The sequence below is a fragment of the Pseudomonas sp. GM79 genome (assembly GCF_000282495.1).
Taxonomy (GTDB): domain Bacteria; phylum Pseudomonadota; class Gammaproteobacteria; order Pseudomonadales; family Pseudomonadaceae; genus Aquipseudomonas.
On the sequence record NZ_AKJE01000114.1, the window covers coordinates 61,270 to 80,853 of the forward strand.

The 19,584-nt window shown below is 59.8% G+C and carries 18 protein-coding genes; 7 read left to right on the forward strand and 11 right to left on the reverse strand.

The features are described 5' to 3' along the window. Window positions 1–63: 63 nt before the first annotated feature. From PMI36_RS01215 to PMI36_RS01200, 4 genes are all read right to left on the reverse strand, one after another. Window positions 64–1,443: a M16 family metallopeptidase gene (locus PMI36_RS01215; protein ID WP_008076281.1), complete on the reverse strand. Its 1,380-nt coding sequence runs from the start codon at window positions 1,441–1,443 to the stop codon at window positions 64–66. A gap of 56 nt (window positions 1,444–1,499) precedes the next feature. Further along, the gene (locus tag PMI36_RS01210; RefSeq protein ID WP_008076282.1) at window positions 1,500–3,158 is read right to left on the reverse strand and encodes a Na/Pi cotransporter family protein; all 1,659 of its coding nucleotides are present in this window, start codon (window positions 3,156–3,158) and stop codon (window positions 1,500–1,502) included. A gap of 347 nt (window positions 3,159–3,505) precedes the next feature. Continuing rightward, on the reverse strand, window positions 3,506–4,273 hold the full coding sequence (locus tag PMI36_RS01205; RefSeq protein WP_008076283.1) for a TerC family protein: 768 nt from the start codon (window positions 4,271–4,273) through the stop codon (window positions 3,506–3,508). Between the two features lie 86 nt (window positions 4,274–4,359). Next, window positions 4,360–5,667, reverse strand: coding sequence for a CitMHS family transporter (locus tag PMI36_RS01200; RefSeq protein WP_008076284.1), 1,308 nt, complete (start codon window positions 5,665–5,667; stop codon window positions 4,360–4,362). Window positions 5,668–5,987: 320 nt separating this feature from the next. Between PMI36_RS01200 and PMI36_RS01195 the strand changes: the two genes are divergently transcribed. After that, complete coding sequence (locus PMI36_RS01195; RefSeq protein ID WP_008076288.1) at window positions 5,988–6,389, forward strand: GFA family protein; 402 nt, start codon at window positions 5,988–5,990, stop codon at window positions 6,387–6,389. On the opposite strand, the gene PMI36_RS01190 is transcribed toward PMI36_RS01195, so the two are convergent. Further along, a complete protein-coding gene (locus tag PMI36_RS01190; RefSeq protein WP_008076290.1) occupies window positions 6,390–6,716 on the reverse strand; it encodes a DOPA 4,5-dioxygenase family protein in 327 nt (108 codons plus the stop codon). It lies immediately after the preceding gene. Window positions 6,717–6,801: 85 nt separating this feature from the next. Between PMI36_RS01190 and PMI36_RS01185 the strand changes: the two genes are divergently transcribed. After that, window positions 6,802–7,464 carry an NAD(P)-dependent oxidoreductase gene (locus PMI36_RS01185; RefSeq protein WP_008076292.1) on the forward strand — a complete coding sequence of 221 codons (663 nt, stop codon included), beginning with the start codon at window positions 6,802–6,804 and terminating at the stop codon, window positions 7,462–7,464. A gap of 69 nt (window positions 7,465–7,533) precedes the next feature. Here PMI36_RS01185 and PMI36_RS01180 read toward each other — a convergent pair whose 3' ends face one another. After that, on the reverse strand, window positions 7,534–8,484 hold the full coding sequence (locus PMI36_RS01180) for a choline sulfate utilization transcriptional regulator (RefSeq protein ID WP_008076294.1): 951 nt from the start codon (window positions 8,482–8,484) through the stop codon (window positions 7,534–7,536). Between the two features lie 114 nt (window positions 8,485–8,598). Here PMI36_RS01180 and betC point away from each other — a divergent pair, with 114 nt between their 5' ends. From betC to PMI36_RS01165, 3 genes are all read left to right on the forward strand, one after another. Next, on the forward strand, window positions 8,599–10,113 hold the full coding sequence (gene betC, locus PMI36_RS01175; protein ID WP_008076296.1) for a choline-sulfatase: 1,515 nt from the start codon (window positions 8,599–8,601) through the stop codon (window positions 10,111–10,113). 16 nt (window positions 10,114–10,129) lie between these two features. Then, a complete protein-coding gene (gene choX / locus PMI36_RS01170) occupies window positions 10,130–11,062 on the forward strand; it encodes a choline ABC transporter substrate-binding protein (protein WP_008076298.1) in 933 nt (310 codons plus the stop codon). A gap of 154 nt (window positions 11,063–11,216) precedes the next feature. Next, window positions 11,217–12,785 (forward strand): SulP family inorganic anion transporter, encoded by a 1,569-nt coding sequence (locus tag PMI36_RS01165; RefSeq protein ID WP_008076300.1) that lies wholly within the window; start codon window positions 11,217–11,219, stop codon window positions 12,783–12,785. A gap of 129 nt (window positions 12,786–12,914) precedes the next feature. Here PMI36_RS01165 and aroE read toward each other — a convergent pair whose 3' ends face one another. Beyond that, window positions 12,915–13,736, reverse strand: a complete 822-nt coding sequence (gene aroE, locus PMI36_RS01160) for a shikimate dehydrogenase (RefSeq protein ID WP_008076301.1) — start codon at window positions 13,734–13,736, stop codon at window positions 12,915–12,917. Between the two features lie 81 nt (window positions 13,737–13,817). Next, a complete protein-coding gene (hemF, locus tag PMI36_RS01155) occupies window positions 13,818–14,732 on the reverse strand; it encodes an oxygen-dependent coproporphyrinogen oxidase (protein ID WP_008076302.1) in 915 nt (304 codons plus the stop codon). A 173-nt stretch (window positions 14,733–14,905) separates the two neighbouring features. Between hemF and PMI36_RS01150 the strand changes: the two genes are divergently transcribed. Further along, a complete protein-coding gene (locus PMI36_RS01150) occupies window positions 14,906–15,883 on the forward strand; it encodes an NADPH:quinone reductase (protein WP_008076303.1) in 978 nt (325 codons plus the stop codon). A gap of 135 nt (window positions 15,884–16,018) precedes the next feature. Here PMI36_RS01150 and PMI36_RS01145 read toward each other — a convergent pair whose 3' ends face one another. The 3 genes from PMI36_RS01145 to PMI36_RS01135 form a co-directional block, all read right to left on the reverse strand. Further along, complete coding sequence (locus PMI36_RS01145) at window positions 16,019–16,576, reverse strand: L-threonylcarbamoyladenylate synthase (protein ID WP_007902933.1); 558 nt, start codon at window positions 16,574–16,576, stop codon at window positions 16,019–16,021. A gap of 54 nt (window positions 16,577–16,630) precedes the next feature. After that, on the reverse strand, window positions 16,631–17,731 hold the full coding sequence (dprA, locus tag PMI36_RS01140; protein WP_008076304.1) for a DNA-processing protein DprA: 1,101 nt from the start codon (window positions 17,729–17,731) through the stop codon (window positions 16,631–16,633). Between the two features lie 80 nt (window positions 17,732–17,811). Then, on the reverse strand, window positions 17,812–18,837 hold the full coding sequence (locus PMI36_RS01135; RefSeq protein ID WP_008076305.1) for a LysM peptidoglycan-binding domain-containing protein: 1,026 nt from the start codon (window positions 18,835–18,837) through the stop codon (window positions 17,812–17,814). 169 nt (window positions 18,838–19,006) lie between these two features. Here PMI36_RS01135 and def point away from each other — a divergent pair, with 169 nt between their 5' ends. Further along, window positions 19,007–19,513: a peptide deformylase gene (gene def, locus PMI36_RS01130; protein WP_007902944.1), complete on the forward strand. Its 507-nt coding sequence runs from the start codon at window positions 19,007–19,009 to the stop codon at window positions 19,511–19,513. Window positions 19,514–19,584 lie beyond the last annotated feature (71 nt).

Here is a 19,584-nt window from a genome sequence, read left to right on the forward strand (position 1 = left end):
GGCCGCTTCGCAGCCCAACGGGAGCAAGCTCCCTCGCCACACAGCTCCCTCGCCACAGAGAAATCATTTCTTTCTGCGGTGAACGTGCCAACCCAATATTCCAAGCACCATCAGTCCAAATCCCCCGACAATCGCCCACATCACCTGGTCATAACTCATCAGCGGCTTCTCGATCCGCAGATATCCCGGTTGCAGCAGCAATTCGCGCATCGCCTTGTTCGCCTCGGCCAGTGTTACATCCTGCAGTGCCTTGGCCGGGTTGACGAAATGGCCATCCTCGTAGTCGCCAAGAGCGCTCCAGTAATAGTCCGCCAGGGCGCTGTTGCCTTGCACGGCCCAGGCCTGGCGAGCGATGGCGGCTTGCTTGAGACGGGCGAAGGTGGCGGCATCGAGGCCGTTCTTGAGCAGATCGGCTTTAAGCTCATCCAGCACCTGTTCCGCTGCCAGCACATCGTCGCGATCAAGGTCGGCGTTCAGGCTCATGAAGCCCACCCCGCCAAATACCTCGCGCTCGGCCGAGGGACCGTAGGACAACCCATGGGCCAGGCGCAATTGGCGATAGAGCGCCCAGTCCAGATAGTCCTTGAGCAAGTCGAAGGTTTCGTCGTGCTGGTCTTCCAGCACCGGTTCTGGCACCAGCCAATGCAATTTGGCACCGCCACCGACGAAACCGTTACTCAAATTGCGCTCATGGTCCGCGCTGGCCTGAATGTCTGGCAGCGGCAGGTGAGTGCTAGGCTCAACCGCTTCGAGCGCGCCATAGGCCCGTTCCAGATAGGCCGGCAGCAAGCGGTCGAGGTCGCCGACCACGATCAGGGTCATGTTGTTGGGCGCGTACCAAGCCTTGCGCACCTTCTCCAATTGCTCGCGGGTCAGGTGATCGACTTGCGCGCGCTCGGGGCATTTGAGGCCCAGTTCCACCGCCAACTGATTACTCGCGGTGTGCCCCAGATCCTGGCGATCCAGCCAGCGTTGCAGGTGCGAGTAATGACCACCGTCTTCGCGCTCGACCACTTGCTTGGCGACGTTGATGGCATTGTCGTCGATACGGGTCTGGGTCAGCAGCGCCAACAGCAGGTCGAGGACCTTGCGCTGGTTTTTCGCCGGGGCTTCGATGACGAAAGTCGTGTCGGCATTGCTGGTGTAGGCATTCCATTCACCGCCCAAGGCCTGCATGCGTTCTTCCAGGCCGCCTTCGCCGGTGGCGTCGATGCCGCTGAACAGCAAGTGTTCGAGCAGATGCGGCAGCTCCTTGTCGGCGCAGCTGAAATCATCCAGGCCTACGCCAACCACCAACCGGATCGCCACATGCCCGCGCTCGGTGCCCGGTTTGAAGACCAATTGCAGGCCGTTGCGCAACGTGTAGCCCTCGACCTGGAAGCGATCCAGGGCAATTGAAGGCAGTGAACCAAGCAGCAGACAAGCAAACAGCAGACAACGCATAACGAATTTCCGTACGACCAGCGTAAGTTCAACAGACTTCAAGCAACTGTGGACGTTCAGGGTGAATGAGTGATGTCAGTCAAATCGTCAACCGCCAGAGCGCCGGTGTCCGAAGTGCCCAACACTGCATAGGCGCTGCTGCAGAACAGCGAGTTCAAGCGTCTCATGTCAGCAATCAGTTCCAGATGCAGCGAACTGGTCTCGATACTTTGCACGATCTTACGGTTTAAACGGCTGACATGAGCGTGGGCCAGGCGGCGTTCCTGTGCGCGAAAGCGACGTTTCTCACGCAGTAACTGGCGAGCACTTTCCGGGTCGGCACTGAGAAATACCGACAACCCCAGACGCAGGTTGGCAATCAGCTGACTGTGCAGCCCCGCCAACTCCTCCAGGCCCACCTCGGAAAAAGACCGGCGTTGCGAGGTTTTCTGCTGCTGAACCTTGCGCAGCATACGTTCGATCAGGTCGCTGGAGAGTTTCAGATTGATCGCCAGCTCGATGGTTTCCGCCCAGCGCCGACTGTCCTGCTCGCTGAGGTCTTCGCGGGGCATTTGCGCCAGATAGAGTTTGATGGCGCTGTAGAGCGCTTCAACATCATCGGTCAGGCGACGAATTTCCTGGGTGACGGCGGTCTGCTTGCCGCGCAGCACGGCGAGCATGGCTTCGAGCATGCTGTCGACCAGATCGCCGATGCGCAGGGTTTCCCGGGCAGCATTGGCCAGCGCCAGACTCGGGGTGACCAATGCCGTCGGGTCAAGATGCCGTGGTTTGGCCGTGCCATTGATGTCCGGCCGCTCTGGCAGCAACCACGCACAGAGCTTGGCCATCGGCCCGACGCTGGGCAACAGGATCAGGCAACGCACGGTGTTGTAGAGCAGGTGGAAGCCGATGACCATTTCCTGAGGGCTGAAGTCGAGGCTGTCGATCCAGTGCACCAACGGGTCGAGCACCGGAATGATCAGCAGCAGGCCGATCAGTTTGTACAGCAGACTGCCGAGCGCCACCTGACGGCCGGCCGCGTTCTGCATGCTGGTGCTGAGGAAAGCCAGAATGCCGCTGCCGATGTTGGCGCCGATCACCAGGCCGATGGCCACTGGCAGACTGATCACGCTGGCACCGGCGAGGGTCGCGGTCAGCAAAACGGCGGCCAGGCTGGAGTAGGAAATCATCGCGAACAGCGCGCCGACCAAGGCATCGAGCAGGATGTCGCCGGTCAGGGAGGCGAAGATGACCTTCACCCCTTGCGCCTGAGTGATCGGCGCGGCGGCCTCGACGATCAGTTGCAGCGCCAGAATGATCAGCCCCAGACCAATGCCGACCCGGCCCATCTGCCCGACCCGGGTCTGCTTGCGCGACAGAAAGAAAATCACCCCGAGGAAAATCAGCAGCGGCGACAGCCACGACAAGTCGAGGGTCAGTACCCGCGCCATCAGCGCGGTACCCACGTCGGCGCCGAGCATGGTCGCCAGGGCCGGCGTCAGCGCCATCAGGCCCTGACCGACAAACGAGGTCACGAGCATGGCGGTGGCATTGCTGCTCTGGACCATGGCGGTCACCATGATCCCGGCGACAAACGCCAGCCAGCGCCTGGACATGTTATGGGCGATCACATGGCGCAAATTGGAGCCATAAACCCGCAGGATGCCGGTTCGGACGATGTGCGTGCCCCAGATCAAAAGGGCCACGGCGGATAACAGATTGAGCAGGGTGAGCATACAGGCCCCCTGTGGTGGTAGCGCCCCAGTGGGGCAAGTCGACGGTGCCGCGCGTTTTTCTACGTTCTGTACATAAGCTGTAGTTGGCTAACGGTCTGGGCGCCAGCATCGCATAGCTAAAGAGGCGATTGAAACAAAACCGTCATAAAACAGTTTGCTTCAAAAACGAACAAAGGGCCGTAGGCCCTTTGTTCTTGTGGCGAGGGAGCTTGCTCCCGCTCGGTTGCGAAGCAGCCGCAATATAGGCCTCCGCGATTTTATTGAGTAATCGCAGTGACTGGTTTCAGGGCCGCTTCGCGGCCCAGCGGGAGCAAGCTCCCTCGCCACAGAGACCCCATTGGGACCGGTTACTGCCCCGGAACATCCTTGCGCAGTTTTACCGGCTCCTGCTGCTTCCTCTTTTTCATCATCGCGGTGCGCATCTTGATGTTGATCGCTTCCACCGCCAGCGAGAACGCCATGGCGAAGTAGACGTAGCCTTTTGGCAAGTGCACGTCGAGCGATTCGGCGATCAGCACGGTACCCACCAGCAACAGGAACGACAGCGCCAGCATCTTCAACGACGGGTGCTTGTCGATGAACTCGCTGATGGTGCCAGAAGCCCACATCATCACTAGCACTGCAACGACAATTGCCGCGACCATGACCGGTACGTGGGACACCATGCCCACCGCGGTGATCACCGAGTCCAGCGAGAACACGATGTCGATGATCGCGATCTGGATGATGGTGTACAGGAAGTTGCCGCCCTTGCCCGAAGGCTCGTCGCCGACTTCATCTTCACCTTCCAGTGCGTGGTACATCTCTTGCGAGCTCTTCCACAGCAGGAACAGACCACCGAAGAACAGGATCAGGTCACGCCCGGAAATACCCTGGCCGAACACTTCGAACAGGTCGGCGGTGAGACGCATGACCCAGGTGATCGACAGCAGCAACAGGATCCGCGTGATCATGGCCAGCGCCAGGCCGAAAATCCGGGTGCGCGCCTGCATGTGCTTGGGCATGCGGCTGACCAGGATCGAGATCATGATGATGTTGTCGATGCCCAGGACGATCTCCAGGGCAGTCAGGGTGAAGAAGGCAACCCAGATTTCAGGGTTGGTCAGCCATTCCATGTGTATTCCTTTGAGCGAGTGTTTAAACCACAAAGGGCCCAGGCTTCAAACAACAAAGCCTGGACCCGTCATGGTGAGTCTTGGGCTTATAGAGTGCTGAACAGCGGGAAAATCCCCATCAGCAATGCAGCGACCAGTATGCACAGGCAAACCAGCACTGCCCACTTCAAGGTGAACCGCTGATGATCACCGAATTCGATACCGGCCAGGGCCACCAACAGGTAAGTCGATGGTACCAGCGGGCTCAGCAAGTGGACGGGCTGACCGACGATCGAGGCACGTGCCATTTCCACCGCGGTTATACCGTAATGACTGGCGGCTTCGGCAAGTACCGGTAACACGCCGTAATAAAATGCATCGTTCGACATAAAGAACGTGAACGGCATGCTGACCAGCGCGGTAATCACAGCCAGGTACGGGCCGAGGAAATCGGGGATAACCGCCAGCAGGCTTTTCGACATGGCATCGACCATGCCGGTGCCCGACAGGATACCGGTGAAGATACCCGCGGCAAAGATCAACCCGACCACCGCCAGTACGCTACCGGCGTGGGCCGCAACGCGGTCCTTCTGCTGTTGCAGGCACGGGTAGTTGACGATCATCGCAATACTGAACGCCACCATGAACAGCACTGGCAGCGGCAACAGGCCGGCGACCAGCGTGCACATCAGGCCCAGGGTCAAGGCGCCGTTGAACCAGATCAGCTTTGGACGACGGGCATCCGGGAACTGCGAAACGCTGATTTCGCTGTGATCGACTTCATCACCGACCAGGTGCAGTTCACCCAGACGCGCACGCTCGCGTTTACCGTAGAAGTAGGCAATCGCCAGGATAGCCACCACGCCGGCCAGCATTGCTGGAATCATTGGCACAAAGATGTCGGACGGATCGACATGCAGCGCACTGGCCGCACGAGCCGTCGGGCCGCCCCAAGGGGTCATGTTCATCACGCCGCCGGCGAGGATGATCAGACCGGCCATGATCCGCGGGCTCATGCCGATGCGGCTGTAGAGCGGCAGCATGGCGGCTACGCAGATCATGTAAGTGGTCGCGCCGTCACCGTCCATGGACACGATCAGCGCCAGTACGGCGGTACCGACCGAAACTTTCAGCGGGTCGCCCTTGACCAGTTTGAGGATTTTGCGCACGGCCGGGTCGAACAGACCGGAGTCGATCATCAGGGCGAAGTAGAGAATGGCGAACATCAGCATCACGCCGGTCGGCGCGAGCTTGGTGATGCCTTCAAGCATCATCGGACCGATCTTCGGCGAGAAACCGCCGAACAGGGCGAAGATAATCGGGATGATGATCAGAGCGATCAGCGCGGACAGGCGCTTGGTCATGATCAGGAACATGAACGTGATGACCATGGCGAAGCCAAGGAAAGTCAGCATAGGAATACTCCAGGCGTAGCGCGGCTAGGGAATGGCGAACCGGATGGGGTCAGCGCAGAACGGGAAGCACGAGACGTACGGGCGGAGTGACAGCGAAGAGGCGGGTAGTAGCGGACATCAGAATCACCATTGTTGTTGTTTAATGGACCGGGCGGGCGATAAAACACTCGCATTGGCCAACCGGTCTGTTGCCGGCAGTGAGGGCGATCCTAATCGGGGAAGCTTTCAGCCAGCTTTCGCGAGTGAAAGCATTGACCGAATGTACGACCGGTCGTCGGCCGGGTTGAGACTCCGTAAACACGGGGTCAGGAGCAAAAGACATGGGCGAATTTCACACCGGCGGCTGCCACTGCGGACAAATGCGCTATCAATTCAGCGGGCCATTGCACGATATCGCGCACTGCCATTGCTCAATTTGCCGGCGAGTCAGCGGTGGAATCGTGACCACCTGGATCACCGTGCCCGCCTCAGCATTTGAATGGATGGCGGGTACGCCGTCCCGGTATGAGTCTTCGTCCACCTGCGTGCGGTATTTCTGCCGCAATTGTGGGGCACAACTGGCGCTGGTGACGAAGCTCAGCCCCGAGAGCATCGACGTGACCATCGCCACCCTTGACCATCCCGAGCAAGCACCGGCCGAACGGCATATCTGGACCAACAGTCGTTTGCCCTGGCTGCATCTGGACGAGCACTTGCCCGGTGAGGCCCAAGAACAACTCTGATTAGAAAATAGACAGGTTCAGCGGCCGGATCGCGCCCATCCAGATCGCATGTTCGGTGTGGTCGAGCAGATCGTCGCCCGTGTCCGGGTGCAGGAACACCACCAAACCCTTGCGGTTGAGCGCCAGCCACGGCAACACCTCGCCAATGTATTGCGGCTCGAAAGCCAATTGGCAGCTCCAGTCCGGGTGCGGGCCGACCGGGCGCTCGTGCACGCGCCCCATCTTCAGTGGAAACAATTGCGCGGCCTGCTCACACAAGGCCCGTGCCTGTGGCAGGGTATTGGCATCGAAGTAGACATGGGCGTGGTAACCCTTGATCTGTTGCATCTCAAACCCCCTAAAACTACTTGTCGAACCCACCCCACCTCCCGCAGGTCACACGCTATATAGGCAGCAAGTACGGAGCACATCCATGAAAAATGCCGAAACCCCAGTGGTGAAGGTGGTGCTTTATGGTGCCATGAGTAGCCTGGGCAGTGCGCTGATGGCTGAAATGCTGCGACGCCAGCATGAAGTGATCGCGATTCTCGATGACCTGAACGCGCTCGCGCCGCGCCCGGGTTTGCGTACCAAGACCGGCGATCTGTTCGATGCCAAGCGGGTCAAGCAGAGCGTGGCCGGCTGTTCGGCGGTGATCTGCCTGCTCGATGCGCCAGGGTTGCCGATGAACAGTGAACACATCGAAAAATCCATCGTGCCCGGCCCGGTCGAGGAGGTGCTGGCGGTGGATGCACTGATCGACGGCATGCAGGCCGCAGGCATTGCCCGGCTGTTTGTGGTGGGCGATTTCGAGGTGCTGGACGACCCGGAAATAGAAGACCCGTTGCAACGCCACGCCGCCGAAGAAATCCGCGAGTCTCTGCAAAGCAGCTCGTTGCACTGGACCTTGGTGAATGCACCTCGGCGCGTGCCCGGGCTGACCATCGAGCATTTCAGTCACGTCAGCAGTAGCCTGGAACCTGGCCTGGCCACAGCGCTGGAACGGCTGAACAGGGTAGCCGTAGGGATTGCCGATGAGCTGCACCTGAACCTGCATGTGGGTGAGCACGTGAGTTTTATTGCGACGTCGGAATAGTAAAAGATCGCAGCCTTCGGCAGCGCCCACAGGCGCGTAGGAGCTGCCGAAGGCTGCGATCTTTTCGCTTTACACCGCAATCGAAGGCAAAGGGAGACCATTGAGCGATTGCGCACTGCTGGCCTGTTCCGCCATCAACCAATCCACAAACAGCTGAATCAACGCCCCACGCCGTTTGCGCTGGGGCAGGACCACGTAATACCCCAGCCTGGAAATCACCGTGTCGGCAATCGGGCGACACAACAGACCTTGCGCCAACAAGTTATCCACAAGGTGCCGCCAACCGATCGCAACGCCCTGACCGCCAATCGCCGCCTGAATCAGCAAGGTGTAATTGTCGAAGCGCAGTTGCCCCGGAGCCGGGGCCGAGGTGATCCCCAGCTCGCGAAACACGCCGCTCCAGTCGAACCAGTTACTGCTGTGTTCTCCTCGCAGGTGCAGCAGCGGAAACTCCAGCAATGACTGGGCCGGCAAGGGCAGGGCACGGTCCTTCAATAGCAGCGGGCTGCACACCGGAAACACCTCTTCGCTGAACAGCCAGTGGCTCTCACCCTGCTTGAACCGGCCATCGCCAAACAGCACCGCCACATCAATATCGGTACGCAGCATGTTGTGGCTGCGTTCGCTGGTGACCAGGCTGACGTCTACTTGAGGGTTGGCAGTATGGAAGCGGTGCAGACGCGGCATCAGCCAGTACGCGGCGAAGGCGAAGTCAGTGGCCACCTGCAACACTTCGTGTTGCTGCTGTGCGCTGATCGCGCTCAATCCTGCTTCGATATTCTGCAAACCGAGCTGAACTTGCTCGAACAGAATGGTCCCGGCTTCAGTCAGCTCAATACCGCGATAGATACGGTCGAACAACCGGGTAGCGAGCTGTTCTTCCAATCGCTTGATCTGCTGACTGATGGCCGGTTGCGTGGTGCCGAGCTCCACCGCGGCGGCGGTGAAACTGCGCTGTCGGGCCGCGGCTTCAAAGGCACGCAGCAGGTCCAGGGACAAATCACCGAGGGCGTCATACATAAGCTGTGCTTATCCTAGTCATTGCCTGGCATGGGCTTTACCACAAAGATTATGGACTCCATGCTCGATCACAGCACTCTCGCATAAATATCCACTATGGAATGCCGCGATCACATGAAGCGCAAAAATATTCTTTTCATCATGGCCGATCAAATGGCCGCGCCAATGTTGCCGTTCTACGGCCCTTCGCCGATCAAACTGCCGAATCTCAGCCGCCTCGCCGCCGAAAGCGTGGTGTTCGATGCCGCGTACTGCAATAGCCCACTCTGCGCGCCGTCGCGTTTCACCCTGGTCAGTGGTCAGTTGCCGAGCAAGATCGGCGCCTACGATAACGCGGCCGACTTCCCCGCCGATGTTCCGACCTATGCCCACTACTTGCGGCGCCTCGGTTATCGCACCGCGCTGTCGGGCAAGATGCATTTCTGCGGCCCGGACCAATTACACGGTTACGAAGAACGCCTGACCAGCGACATCTACCCGGCCGATTATGGTTGGGCGGTGAACTGGGACGAGCCGGACGTGCGCCCAACCTGGTACCACAACATGTCGTCGGTGCTGCAAGCCGGGCCGTGCGTGCGCACCAATCAGCTGGATTTCGACGAAGAGGTGGTGTTCAAGGCCCAGCAATACCTGTTCGACCACATCCGCGAGGAGGGCGATCAGCCGTTTTGCCTCACCGTGTCGATGACTCACCCACACGATCCGTACACGATTCCCAAGGCTTTTTGGGATTTGTACGACGACGCCGACATCCCTTTGCCCGAAACACCTGCACAGGATCAACTTGATCCTCACTCCCAGCGATTACTCAAAGTCTATGACCTGTGGGACAAGCCGCTGCCTGTGGATAAGATTCGCGACGCGCGCCGCGCCTACTTCGGTGCGTGCAGCTATATCGATAGCAACGTCGGCAAACTTCTGCAAACACTCGAGGAAACCGGGCTGATCGATGACACCATCATCGTATTCTCCGGTGACCACGGCGACATGCTCGGCGAGCGCGGCCTCTGGTACAAAATGCACTGGTACGAAATGGCTGCCCGTGTACCGCTGCTGATCAGTGCACCAGGGCAATTCGGGGCTGGGCGGGTCAGCGCGGCGGTGTCCACTGCCGACCTGCTGCCGACGTTTGTCGAACTGGCCGGTGGCTCACTGGAGCCTGGTCTGCCGTTGGACGGCCGCTCGCTGGTTGCGCATCTGCAAGGGCAGGGCGGTCACGACGAAGTTTTCGGTGAGTACATGGCCGAAGGCACCATCAGCCCGTTGATGATGATTCGCCGTGGCGCCTACAAATTCATCTACAGCGAAGACGACCCGTGCCTACTCTTCGATGTACATAACGACCCGAAGGAACAGGAAGAACTCAGCCAATCGCCGCAATATCGGCAGCTTTTCGATGAGTTTCTCGCCGAAGCGCGGGCCAAATGGGATATCCCGGCGATCCACCAACAGGTGCTCGCCAGTCAGCGACGCCGGCGTTTCGTCGCCGACGCCCTGACCATCGGCAAGCTGAAGAGCTGGGATCACCAGCCGCTGGTAGACGCCAGTCAGCAATACATGCGCAACCACATCGACCTCGACGATCTGGAACGTAAAGCACGTTATCCACAACCCTGCCAAAACCAATAACGTTAAGGGGAAGTCCATGCAAAGGTTATCCACAGTACTGACGGTCGGGCTTCTGGCTCTGGGCAGTGCCTCGGCCTACGCCGAGCAAAGCTGCGAGACGGTGAAAATGGCCGACCCTGGCTGGAGCGACATCGCTGCAACCAACGCCATCACCGGGTTTCTGCTGGACGGCATGGGCTACAAGGCCAAGGTCGACACGCTGGCAGTGCCAATCACCTTTGGCGGCCTGAAGGATGGCCAGGTGGACGTGTTCCTGGGTAACTGGATGCCGGCGCAGCAGGGCTTCTACGACAAGTTCGTGGCCAATGGCGACGTTACTCAACTGGCGAAGAACCTCGACGGCACCGAGTTTACGCTGGCGGTCCCGGATTACGTTTGGGACGCGGGTGTGCATAACTTTAATGACTTGAACAAGTACGCCGAGCTACACCCAAAAGAAGTCGACAAGAAGATCTATGGCATCGGCTCAGGCGCCCCGGCGAACATTTCGCTGCAAGAGATCATCAAGAAGAACGACTTCGACCTGGGTCAGTGGAAGCTGATCGAGTCCAGCGAACAGGCGATGCTGGCCGAAGTGTCTCGCGCGGTGAAGAAACAGAAGTTCGTAACCTTCCTCGGCTGGACGCCCCACCCGATGAACGTGCAGCTGAAAATGCATTACCTGAAGGGCGGCGAGAAGTACTTCGGTGACACCGGCAGCGTTTATACACTGACCCGCAAAGGTTATGCACAGGCCTGCCCGAATGTCGGCAAGTTGCTCACCAACCTGAGTTTTACCCAGGAAATGGAAAACAGCATCATGGCCGAGGTGGTGAACAAAAAGGTCAGCAATGCCGAGGCGGCCAAGGCGTGGATCAAGGCTAATCCGGCGGTGCTGGATAAGTGGCTGGACGGTGTGAAGACCGTGGATGGGAAGGATGCGTTGCCGGCAGTGAAAGCCAAACTCTAAGTTAATGTGGGAGCGGGCTTGCTCGCGAAGGGGTCATCAAATCCGGCATTTGTGTCGACTGACACCCCGCATTCGCGAGCAAGCCCGCTCCCACAGTGAGAACGATCCGCGTCGGTCCTGATACCCTTGCGCAAAATCCCACCCGAGAGGACCCATGGCCTTCCCCAGCCGCCATTCACTCTTCCCCTTCCTGACCTGGTTGCCCCGGCAAACCCGCGCCAGCGTCGGTCGTGACCTGATCGTCGGCCTGAGCGGTGCGATTCTCGCGTTGCCACAATCCATTGCCTACGCCCTGATCGCCGGTCTCCCACCGGAATACGGGTTGTACGCCGCGATTATCCCGGTGCTGATCGCCTGCCTCTGGGGTTCGTCGTGGCATTTGATCTGCGGTCCTACGGCGGCCATTTCCATCGTCCTGTACGCCAGCGTCAGTCCTCTGGCCGTCCCCGCGTCGCAGGACTACGTCACGCTGATCCTGCTTCTGACACTCCTGGCGGGCATTTTCCAGTGGCTGCTGGGTTTGCTGCGTTTCGGCGCCCTGGTGAATTTCGTCTCTCACTCGGTGGTGCTGGGCTTCACCCTCGGCGCAGCGGTGGTGATTGCCATTGGGCAACTGCCGAACTTGCTTGGGCTGGATGTGCCCAACCAGGCCACGGCGCTGAACAGCCTGCTGCTGTTGTTCAGTCATCTCAGTGAGGTGGACAAACCCTCGCTGGTACTGGGTCTGGCCACGGTCGGGGTGGGCATCGCGCTGAAACTGCTGGTGCCGCGCTGGCCGACGTTGTTGATCGCTCTGGCCCTGAGCGGATTGCTGGTGTGGCTGTGGCCAGCGATGTTCGGCCATGTGCAGTTGGTGAGCGCCTTTGTCGGGCGGCTGCCGCCCTTCAGCCCGTTGCCGCTGGATCTGGATCTGGTGTTGCGTCTGCTGCCCAGCGCGGTGGCGGTCGGCATGCTCGGGCTGGTGACGAGCCTGTCGATTGCCCGCTCCTTGTCGGCGCGTTCGCAACAGCTGCTCGACGCCAATCAAGAAGTCCGCGCCCAGGGTTTTTCGAACATGGTCGGTGCGTTTTTTTCCGGCTCGCTGTCAGCCGGTTCCTTCACCCGCTCGGCCCTGAGCTATGACGCCGGTGCCTGCTCACCGTTGGCGGGAGTCTTTTCCGCGATGTGGGTGGCACTGTTCGCGATCTTCGGCGCGGTATTGATCGCGCACATCCCGATCCCGGCCATGGCCGGTAGCATTTTGTTGATCGCCTGGGGATTGGTCGACCATCGCGGCATTCGCGCGCTGTTGCGGGTAAGCCGTGCCGAGTTTCTGGTCATGGCGCTGACCTGTGTCGCGACGCTGTTGCTGGAGTTGCAAACAGCGATCTACGCCGGCGTGCTGGCCTCGCTGTTCTTCTACCTCAAACGCACCTCGCAACCTCGGGTGCAGCATTGGCGTGAGGGCGACGAAGACATTCTGCGAGTCGGCGGTTCGATCTTTTTCGGCGCCAGCCATTACCTGCAAGTGCGTTTGCAACGGATGCACGGCGCGCGGGTAGTGATCGAGGCGCAGCAGATCAACTTCATCGACTATTCGGGCGTGGAGATGCTGCATCAGGAAGCGCGGCGGCTGTTGCGCCAGGATCGCAGCCTGACCCTGCGGCGGGCGCGGCCGCAGGTGGTGGAGGAGTTGAGAAAGCTCGAAGGCGCGGAGAAATGCCCGATACGCTTCGAGGATTGAAACACCCAACCCTGGAATAAACACCAACCACTGTGGCGAGGGAGCTTGCTCCCGCTCGGGTGCGAAGCGCCCGCAGATTTTAGGGTCGCTTCGCAACCCAACGGGAGCAAGCTCCCTCGCCACAGAGAACTAAGCGGCTAGCTGGCGTCGGAGCTCGGCCAGCACCGGCGCTGTGTCCGGGCGCACGCCGCGCCACAGGTAAAAAGCTTCCGCCGCCTGCTCGGCCAACATTCCCAAGCCATCCATCGCCACCGCCGCGCCGTGCTCGCTGGCCCAGCGGCAGAAGGAGGTCGGGTCCTTGCCGTACATCATGTCGTAGCAAACCGTCTTGCCCGGCTCGATCAAGCTGCTGGCAATCGGCGGTACATCGCCTGACAAGCTCGCCGACGTAGCGTTGATGATCAGGTCCACCGGCTCCTGCAACCAATCGAAACCACTGGCCGATACCGGCCCCAGATCCGCGAACAATTCGGCCAGCAATTCGGCCTTTTCCACCGTGCGGTTGGCGATGATCACTGACGCCGGTTGCTCCGCTAGCAGCGGCTCCAGCGCACCGCGCACCGCACCGCCGGCCCCGAGCAGCAGGATGCGTTTACCTGCAAGGCTGAATCCGGCATTGACCGTCAGGTCCCGTACCAACCCGGCGCCATCGGTGTTGTCGCCCAGCAGGCTGCCATCGGCCAGTTTGCTCAGGGTATTCACCGCGCCAGCCCGCTGCGCCCGCTTGGTCAAGCTGTTCGCCAAACGATAGGCGTCTTCCTTGAACGGCACCGTCACATTCGCCCCACGCCCTTCACGGAAAAATTCCTGGGCACAGCCGGAAAAATCATCGAGGGGCGCCAGCAAAGTGCTGTAGTCCAGTTTTTGCCCCGTCTGCTCGGCGAACAAACGGTGGATCAGCGGCGACTTGCTGTGGCCAATCGGGTTACCGAATACGACGTAACGATCCATCTACATTCCTCAACCGTAGGAGCTGCCGAAGGCTGCGATCTTGACGGCAACCCCGACGATGCAAAAACTCAAACCCTGGAATCAGGCCTTGGCCAACCAATCGCGATCTTGCAGGAAGTACTCGGTCAGGCGCGCTTCTTCACTGCCCGGCTCGGCCTTCCAGTCGTAGGCCCAGCGCACTTGCGGCGGCAGCGACATCAGGATCGACTCGGTACGCCCGCCCGATTGCAGGCCGAACAGCGTGCCGCGGTCATAGACCAGGTTGAACTCGACGTAACGGCCACGGCGAAACTCCTGGAATTCACGCTGCTTGGCCGTGAACGCATCGTTCTTGCGGCGCTGCACGATCGGCAGGTACGCGTCGATGAATGCATCGCCGATGGCGCGCATGAAGGCGAAGCTGGTGTCGAAGTCCCACTCGTTCAAGTCATCGAAAAACAGGCCGCCAATGCCACGCGGCTCGTGGCGATGCTTGATGTGGAAGTAACTGTCGCACCAGGCCTTGTAGCGCGGGTAGACGTCTGGCCCGAACGGCGCGCAGGCCTGTTCGGCGACGCGGTGCCAGTGCACACAGTCCTCCTCATTACCGTAATAAGGGGTCAGGTCGAAGCCGCCACCGAACCACCAGACCGGCTCTTCACCTTCTTTTTCAGCGATGAAAAAGCGCACATTGGCGTGGGACGTCGGTACATGGGGGTTGTGCGGGTGAATTACCAAAGACACGCCCAAGGCTTCGAAGCCTCGGCCGGCCAGTTCTGGCCGATGAGCACTGGCGGAGGGTGGGAGTCCGCTGCCAAAGACGTGGGAAAAGTTGACGCCGCCCTTTTCGATGACCGCGCCGTTTTCGATCACCCGGGTGCGACCGCCACCGCCGGCAGGGCGGGTCCAGGCGTCTTCGACGAAATGCGCGCCGCCGTCTTCAGCTTCCAGGGCAGCGCAAATGCGGTCTTGCAGGTCGAGCAGGTAGGCTTTTACGGCCTCGGTGCGGGTAGTCATGGCATCACCTTGAATCGGGCAAAGCTACGCGGCGCTCATACAGGCCGGCGGCAAATTGCTGCGTAGGATAACACTGCACCTTGTGCCGCCACAGTTGACGAAGGTCAAGCTTGGGAGTTCGATAGAACGCTTCGCGCTACAACTCTAGAATCCAAGACCCAAGGAAAGTGCAGATGGCAAAGCGTATCCAGTTCCGCGCCCATGGCGGCCCCGAAGTACTCGAGCATGTCGATTACCAGCCCGCCGAACCCGGCCCGCTGCAGGTGCGCGTGACCAACAAGGCCATCGGCCTGAACTTCATTGACACCTATTACCGCGGTGGCCTTTATGCGCCACCTACCTTGCCGTCGGGCCTGGGCGCTGAAGGCGCGGGCGTGGTCGAAGCAGTCGGCAGCGAAGTCACCCGCTTCAAAATTGGCGATCGCGTGGCGTACGGCAGTGGCCCATTGGGCGCTTATAGCGACGTTCATGTATTGCCGGAAGCCAATCTGGTACATCTGCCAGATGCCATCAGCTTCGAACAAGCCGCCGGCGTGATGCTCAAAGGCCTGACCGTGCAGTACCTGCTGCGTCAGACATATGAACTCAAGGGTGGCGAAACCATCCTGTTTCACGCAGCGGCGGGGGGCGTCGGTTCCCTGGCCTGCCAATGGGCCAAGGCCTTGGGCGTGAAGCTGATTGGCACGGTCAGTTCAGCAGAGAAAGCCACCCTGGCGAAAGCCAATGGTGCCTGGGCGACCATCGATTACAGCCATGAAAACGTCGCACAACGCGTGCTGGAATTGACTGACGGTAAAAAAGTGCCGGTGGTGTACGACGGCGTAGGCAAAGACACCTGGCTGACGTCGCTCGATAGCGTCGCGCCTCGGGGGCTGGTGGTGAGTTTCGGTAATGCTTCGGGCGCAGTAGACGGAGTGAACCTGGGGATTCTCGCGGGGAAGGGTTCGCTGTACGTGACCCGGCCAACCCTGGCGACCTACGCCAACAACGCTGAAAACCTGCAAAGCATGGCCGATGAGTTGTTCGAGATGATCATCAGCGGGAAGCTTACGGTGGACATCAGCCAGCGCTATCCATTGGCAGAAGCGGCGAAAGCACAGACCGAATTGTCGGCGCGGCGCACGACTGGCTCGACTGTTTTGTTGCCTTGAGATCTTTGGTGTCTATAGGGGCCTCTTCGCGAGCAAGCCCGCTCCCACACTCGATTATTGTCGAACACAAAATTTGTGTTCACTGAAGATCTACTGTGGGAGCGGGCTTGCTCGCGAATGGCACCACCTCAGGTCTCAATCCGGGCGCACCACGTGGCCGGTCGCCAGATCGCGAATCACGCTCGGATTCTTGCGCCCACCCAGATTGCCACCCAGCACCCAATCAACCTGCCCGCGGAAATACTGTTCCACGCGAATCCGCGTTCGCGCCGCCGGCCGCCCCTGAGGGTTGGCCGAGGTTGAAACCAACGGCCCGACCAACGCACACAAATCCCGCACCAGTGGGTGATCGCTAACCCGCAACGCCACCGTTTCATGCACTCCGGTAATCCACTGGGGCAACATATTTTGATGCGGCACCAGCCAGGTGTTCGGGCCTGGCCAGGTGCTGGCCATGCGATCCATCCACAATTCAGGGAAGTCTTCGAAGAGGAAGTCGAACTGGCGGATATTGTCGGCCACCAGAATCAGGCCTTTATCCACAGACCGTCCCTTGATCAGCAGCAGACGATCCACTGCCTCTTCGTCCCACGGGTTGCAACCCAGGCCCCAGACAGCTTCGGTTGGATAGGCAATGACCGCCCCGGCGCGAACTTCTCGTGCGGCTTGTTGCACACGCCAACTATTGACCATGAAAGATTCTCCGGAATAAGGCTCTGCGCAGTTTACCGATCTTGCTTATAAAACCTAGTTTACCCGCGCAAACCATCGGCCGCTTTCGCAGACCGCCCGACCGTCCATTTCCAGTTCCGTCAGCGCTGCCAGCACTTTGGACAACGCCCAGCCACTGGTGACCGCCAAGGCTTCACTGGTGTGGGGCGCTGCATGGAGCAATATGAGCAGCGGGTGAGTTTCCGTCGGTGTTTCTGTGGATAACGGCAGCCGTTGCCAGCCGCGCAAGGCTTCGAGGATGTGCTCGATGGTTTCCACCAGCACCGCACCGTCGCGGATCAGCTGATGGCAACCCTTTGCCCCTGGGTGATGGATCGACCCTGGAATCGCATACACCTCACGCCCCTGTTCCGCCGCCAGCCTCGCGGTGATCAACGAACCACTGGCAACACTCGCCTCGACCACGAGCACGCCGAGGGACAAACCGCTGATGATTCGATTGCGCCGGGGGAAGTTGCTGGGGGAAGGGCCGGCGTCCAGCGGGAACTCCGAAAGGACCGCGCTGCCCGAGGCGATCATGGCGTCCGCCAGTCGCCGGTTTCGCTGTGGATAAAAATTTTCCAGCCCCGTGCCAAGTACGCCGACCGTTTGCCCGCCAACGTCCAGAGCCGCCTGATGCGCCGCAGCATCGATGCCCAGGGCCAGACCGCTGGTGATGACAAAACCGGCGCCGGCCAGCGTGCGGGAAAACGCGGCGGCGGTGTCCATGCCCGGTCGCGAAGCACGACGGCTGCCGACCATCGCCAGCTGTGGTTTTTCCAGTATTCCCGGATCGCCTGCGGCGAATAACAGCGGCGGCGCATCACTGATTTGCGCCAGCAACGCGGGGTAGTCAGGTTGGTCCCACATCAGTAAATGCTGGCCCTGGCGCTCTAACCAGGCTAATGCATGACTGGCGCCGTCACGAATTTCGCTGGAGCGCCGGGCTTCCGCGCAGGCGAGTGGCAGGCCCAATGCACGCCAGGCGCTAGCCGGTGCGCTGATGGCTTTGGAGGCAGAGCCAAAGGCCTCAAGCAACTTCTTGAAACGCGCAGGGCCGAGTTCCGGCAAACGGTGCAGGCGTAAACGGGCTTCCAGTTCCGCAGGGGAAATGGACGTACAGGCAGACAGCGACATGGATCATCCTTGATCGTTATATAGTCCCGTCGAATCGGGAATAAGCTGTGGATAACTCTGTTGGTAACTTGTTAGCAGGCTTAAGGATTTCGCACCTTGTCCATCACCGCCAGGGAGCGCGATGCGTTAAGGACCAGCCCGTAGCTGAGCTTGTCGTAGGTGCGGAATACCATCAGCAGCCCGGCCCGCTCGTCGGGAATTTTCAATGGCTGACCGGTAATCCGGTCACGCACGGTTTCACCGGTTTTCATCACCACCAGCACATTGCCTTCGGCCAGGCCATCGCGCTGCCCTTTGTTGAGCGTGACGACATCCAGCGCGCCGATCTGGGTGACCCCACGCGGCACATCAATAATCAAGCCGTTGATTTCGGTTGCCGGCGCACTGGGCATGAAGGTCGAATTGATCGAGCGTTCTTCGCCGCCGAACAAGCGGTCGCCGAGTCGCACTTCCTGAGTGGTGCGTTGCAGGGCCAGGGTGGCGACGTCGCCTTCAGTGGCAATGATCTCGCCGCCACCGATGTCGTCGGCGTTGATCCCCAGAAACTCCTTGCTCTGCGGATCGGTGTAGACCTTGCCCTGACGGAAGATGCCGTACACCGGTTGTGCCGGGTCGAAATGGCCACGCGCGAATATTCGATCACCGGTGCCACTGAGCACCCGTTCGGCATCGCCAGCGACGATGTAGGGCGCCTTGTCGAAATCCTCCGCCTTGTCGACGATGCGATTGCTCAGCAGAAAGCTGTTGATCGATTTCAGCGGGATGCTCGGAATGGCATCGGCCACCGGCGAGCTGCGGATTCGTGGCGAAAGCTTGATGGTGCCCCGGGAAGCGCCGCGATTAAGGGTCAGGCGTGGCTGACCGTTGACGTAGACCAGCGATAGCGTATCGCCCGGATAGATGAGATTGGGGTTTTCGATCTGTGGATTGGCCTGCCAAAGCTGCGGCCATTCCCACGGCTCACGCAGGTATTTGGCGGAAATGTCCCAGAGTGTGTCCCCTGCCACTACGGTGTATTGCTGTGGAAAACCTTCCCTGAGTTGCACTTGCCCATGCGCAAAACCGGCCGAGGCCAGAAGGAGCAAGGCGAGTAGTGATTTCCTCATGCGGTGAATCCCTTTATTATGTACGTTCGCGTGAAACGCCAGAGCCCTCGTGGCTCGCTTCCGGCTCATTATTGAAAAGCGGGAAGCTACGTTCACAACGGTAGCCTGCATCCTCGGACTCGCCAGGCCATCGACCCGACTTTACCTCACACGTGCAGCAATTGAGCTTATGGCCATTTTAGACATCCTCGAATTCCCCGACTCGCGCCTGCGTACTATCGCCAAACCAGTGGCTGTAGTGGACGACGAAGTGCGTCAGTTGGTCGATGATATGTTTGAAACAATGTATGAAGCGCCAGGCATCGGCCTCGCCGCGACCCAGGTCAACGTGCACAAACGTATCGTCGTAATGGACCTCTCCGAAGACCGCAGCGAACCGCGAGTGTTCATCAACCCCGAGTTCGAAGTCCTGACTGACGAGGTGGACCAGTACCAGGAAGGCTGCCTCTCGGTGCCGGGCTTCTACGAAAACGTCGATCGCCCGCAAAAGGTCAAGATCAAGGCCCAGGACCGCGACGGCCAACCGTACGAACTGATCGCCGAAGGCCTGCTTGCGGTATGCATCCAGCATGAATGCGACCACCTCAACGGCAAATTGTTCGTTGATTACCTGTCCACGCTCAAACGCGACCGGATCAAGAAGAAACTGGAAAAGCTCCATCGCCAGAACGCTTGATGCCCTTCTTTCAAAGGCTTGCTGCGGCAAGCCTTTTTCTTTTGCGACTGCTTTGTAATTGAGAGCTTCCC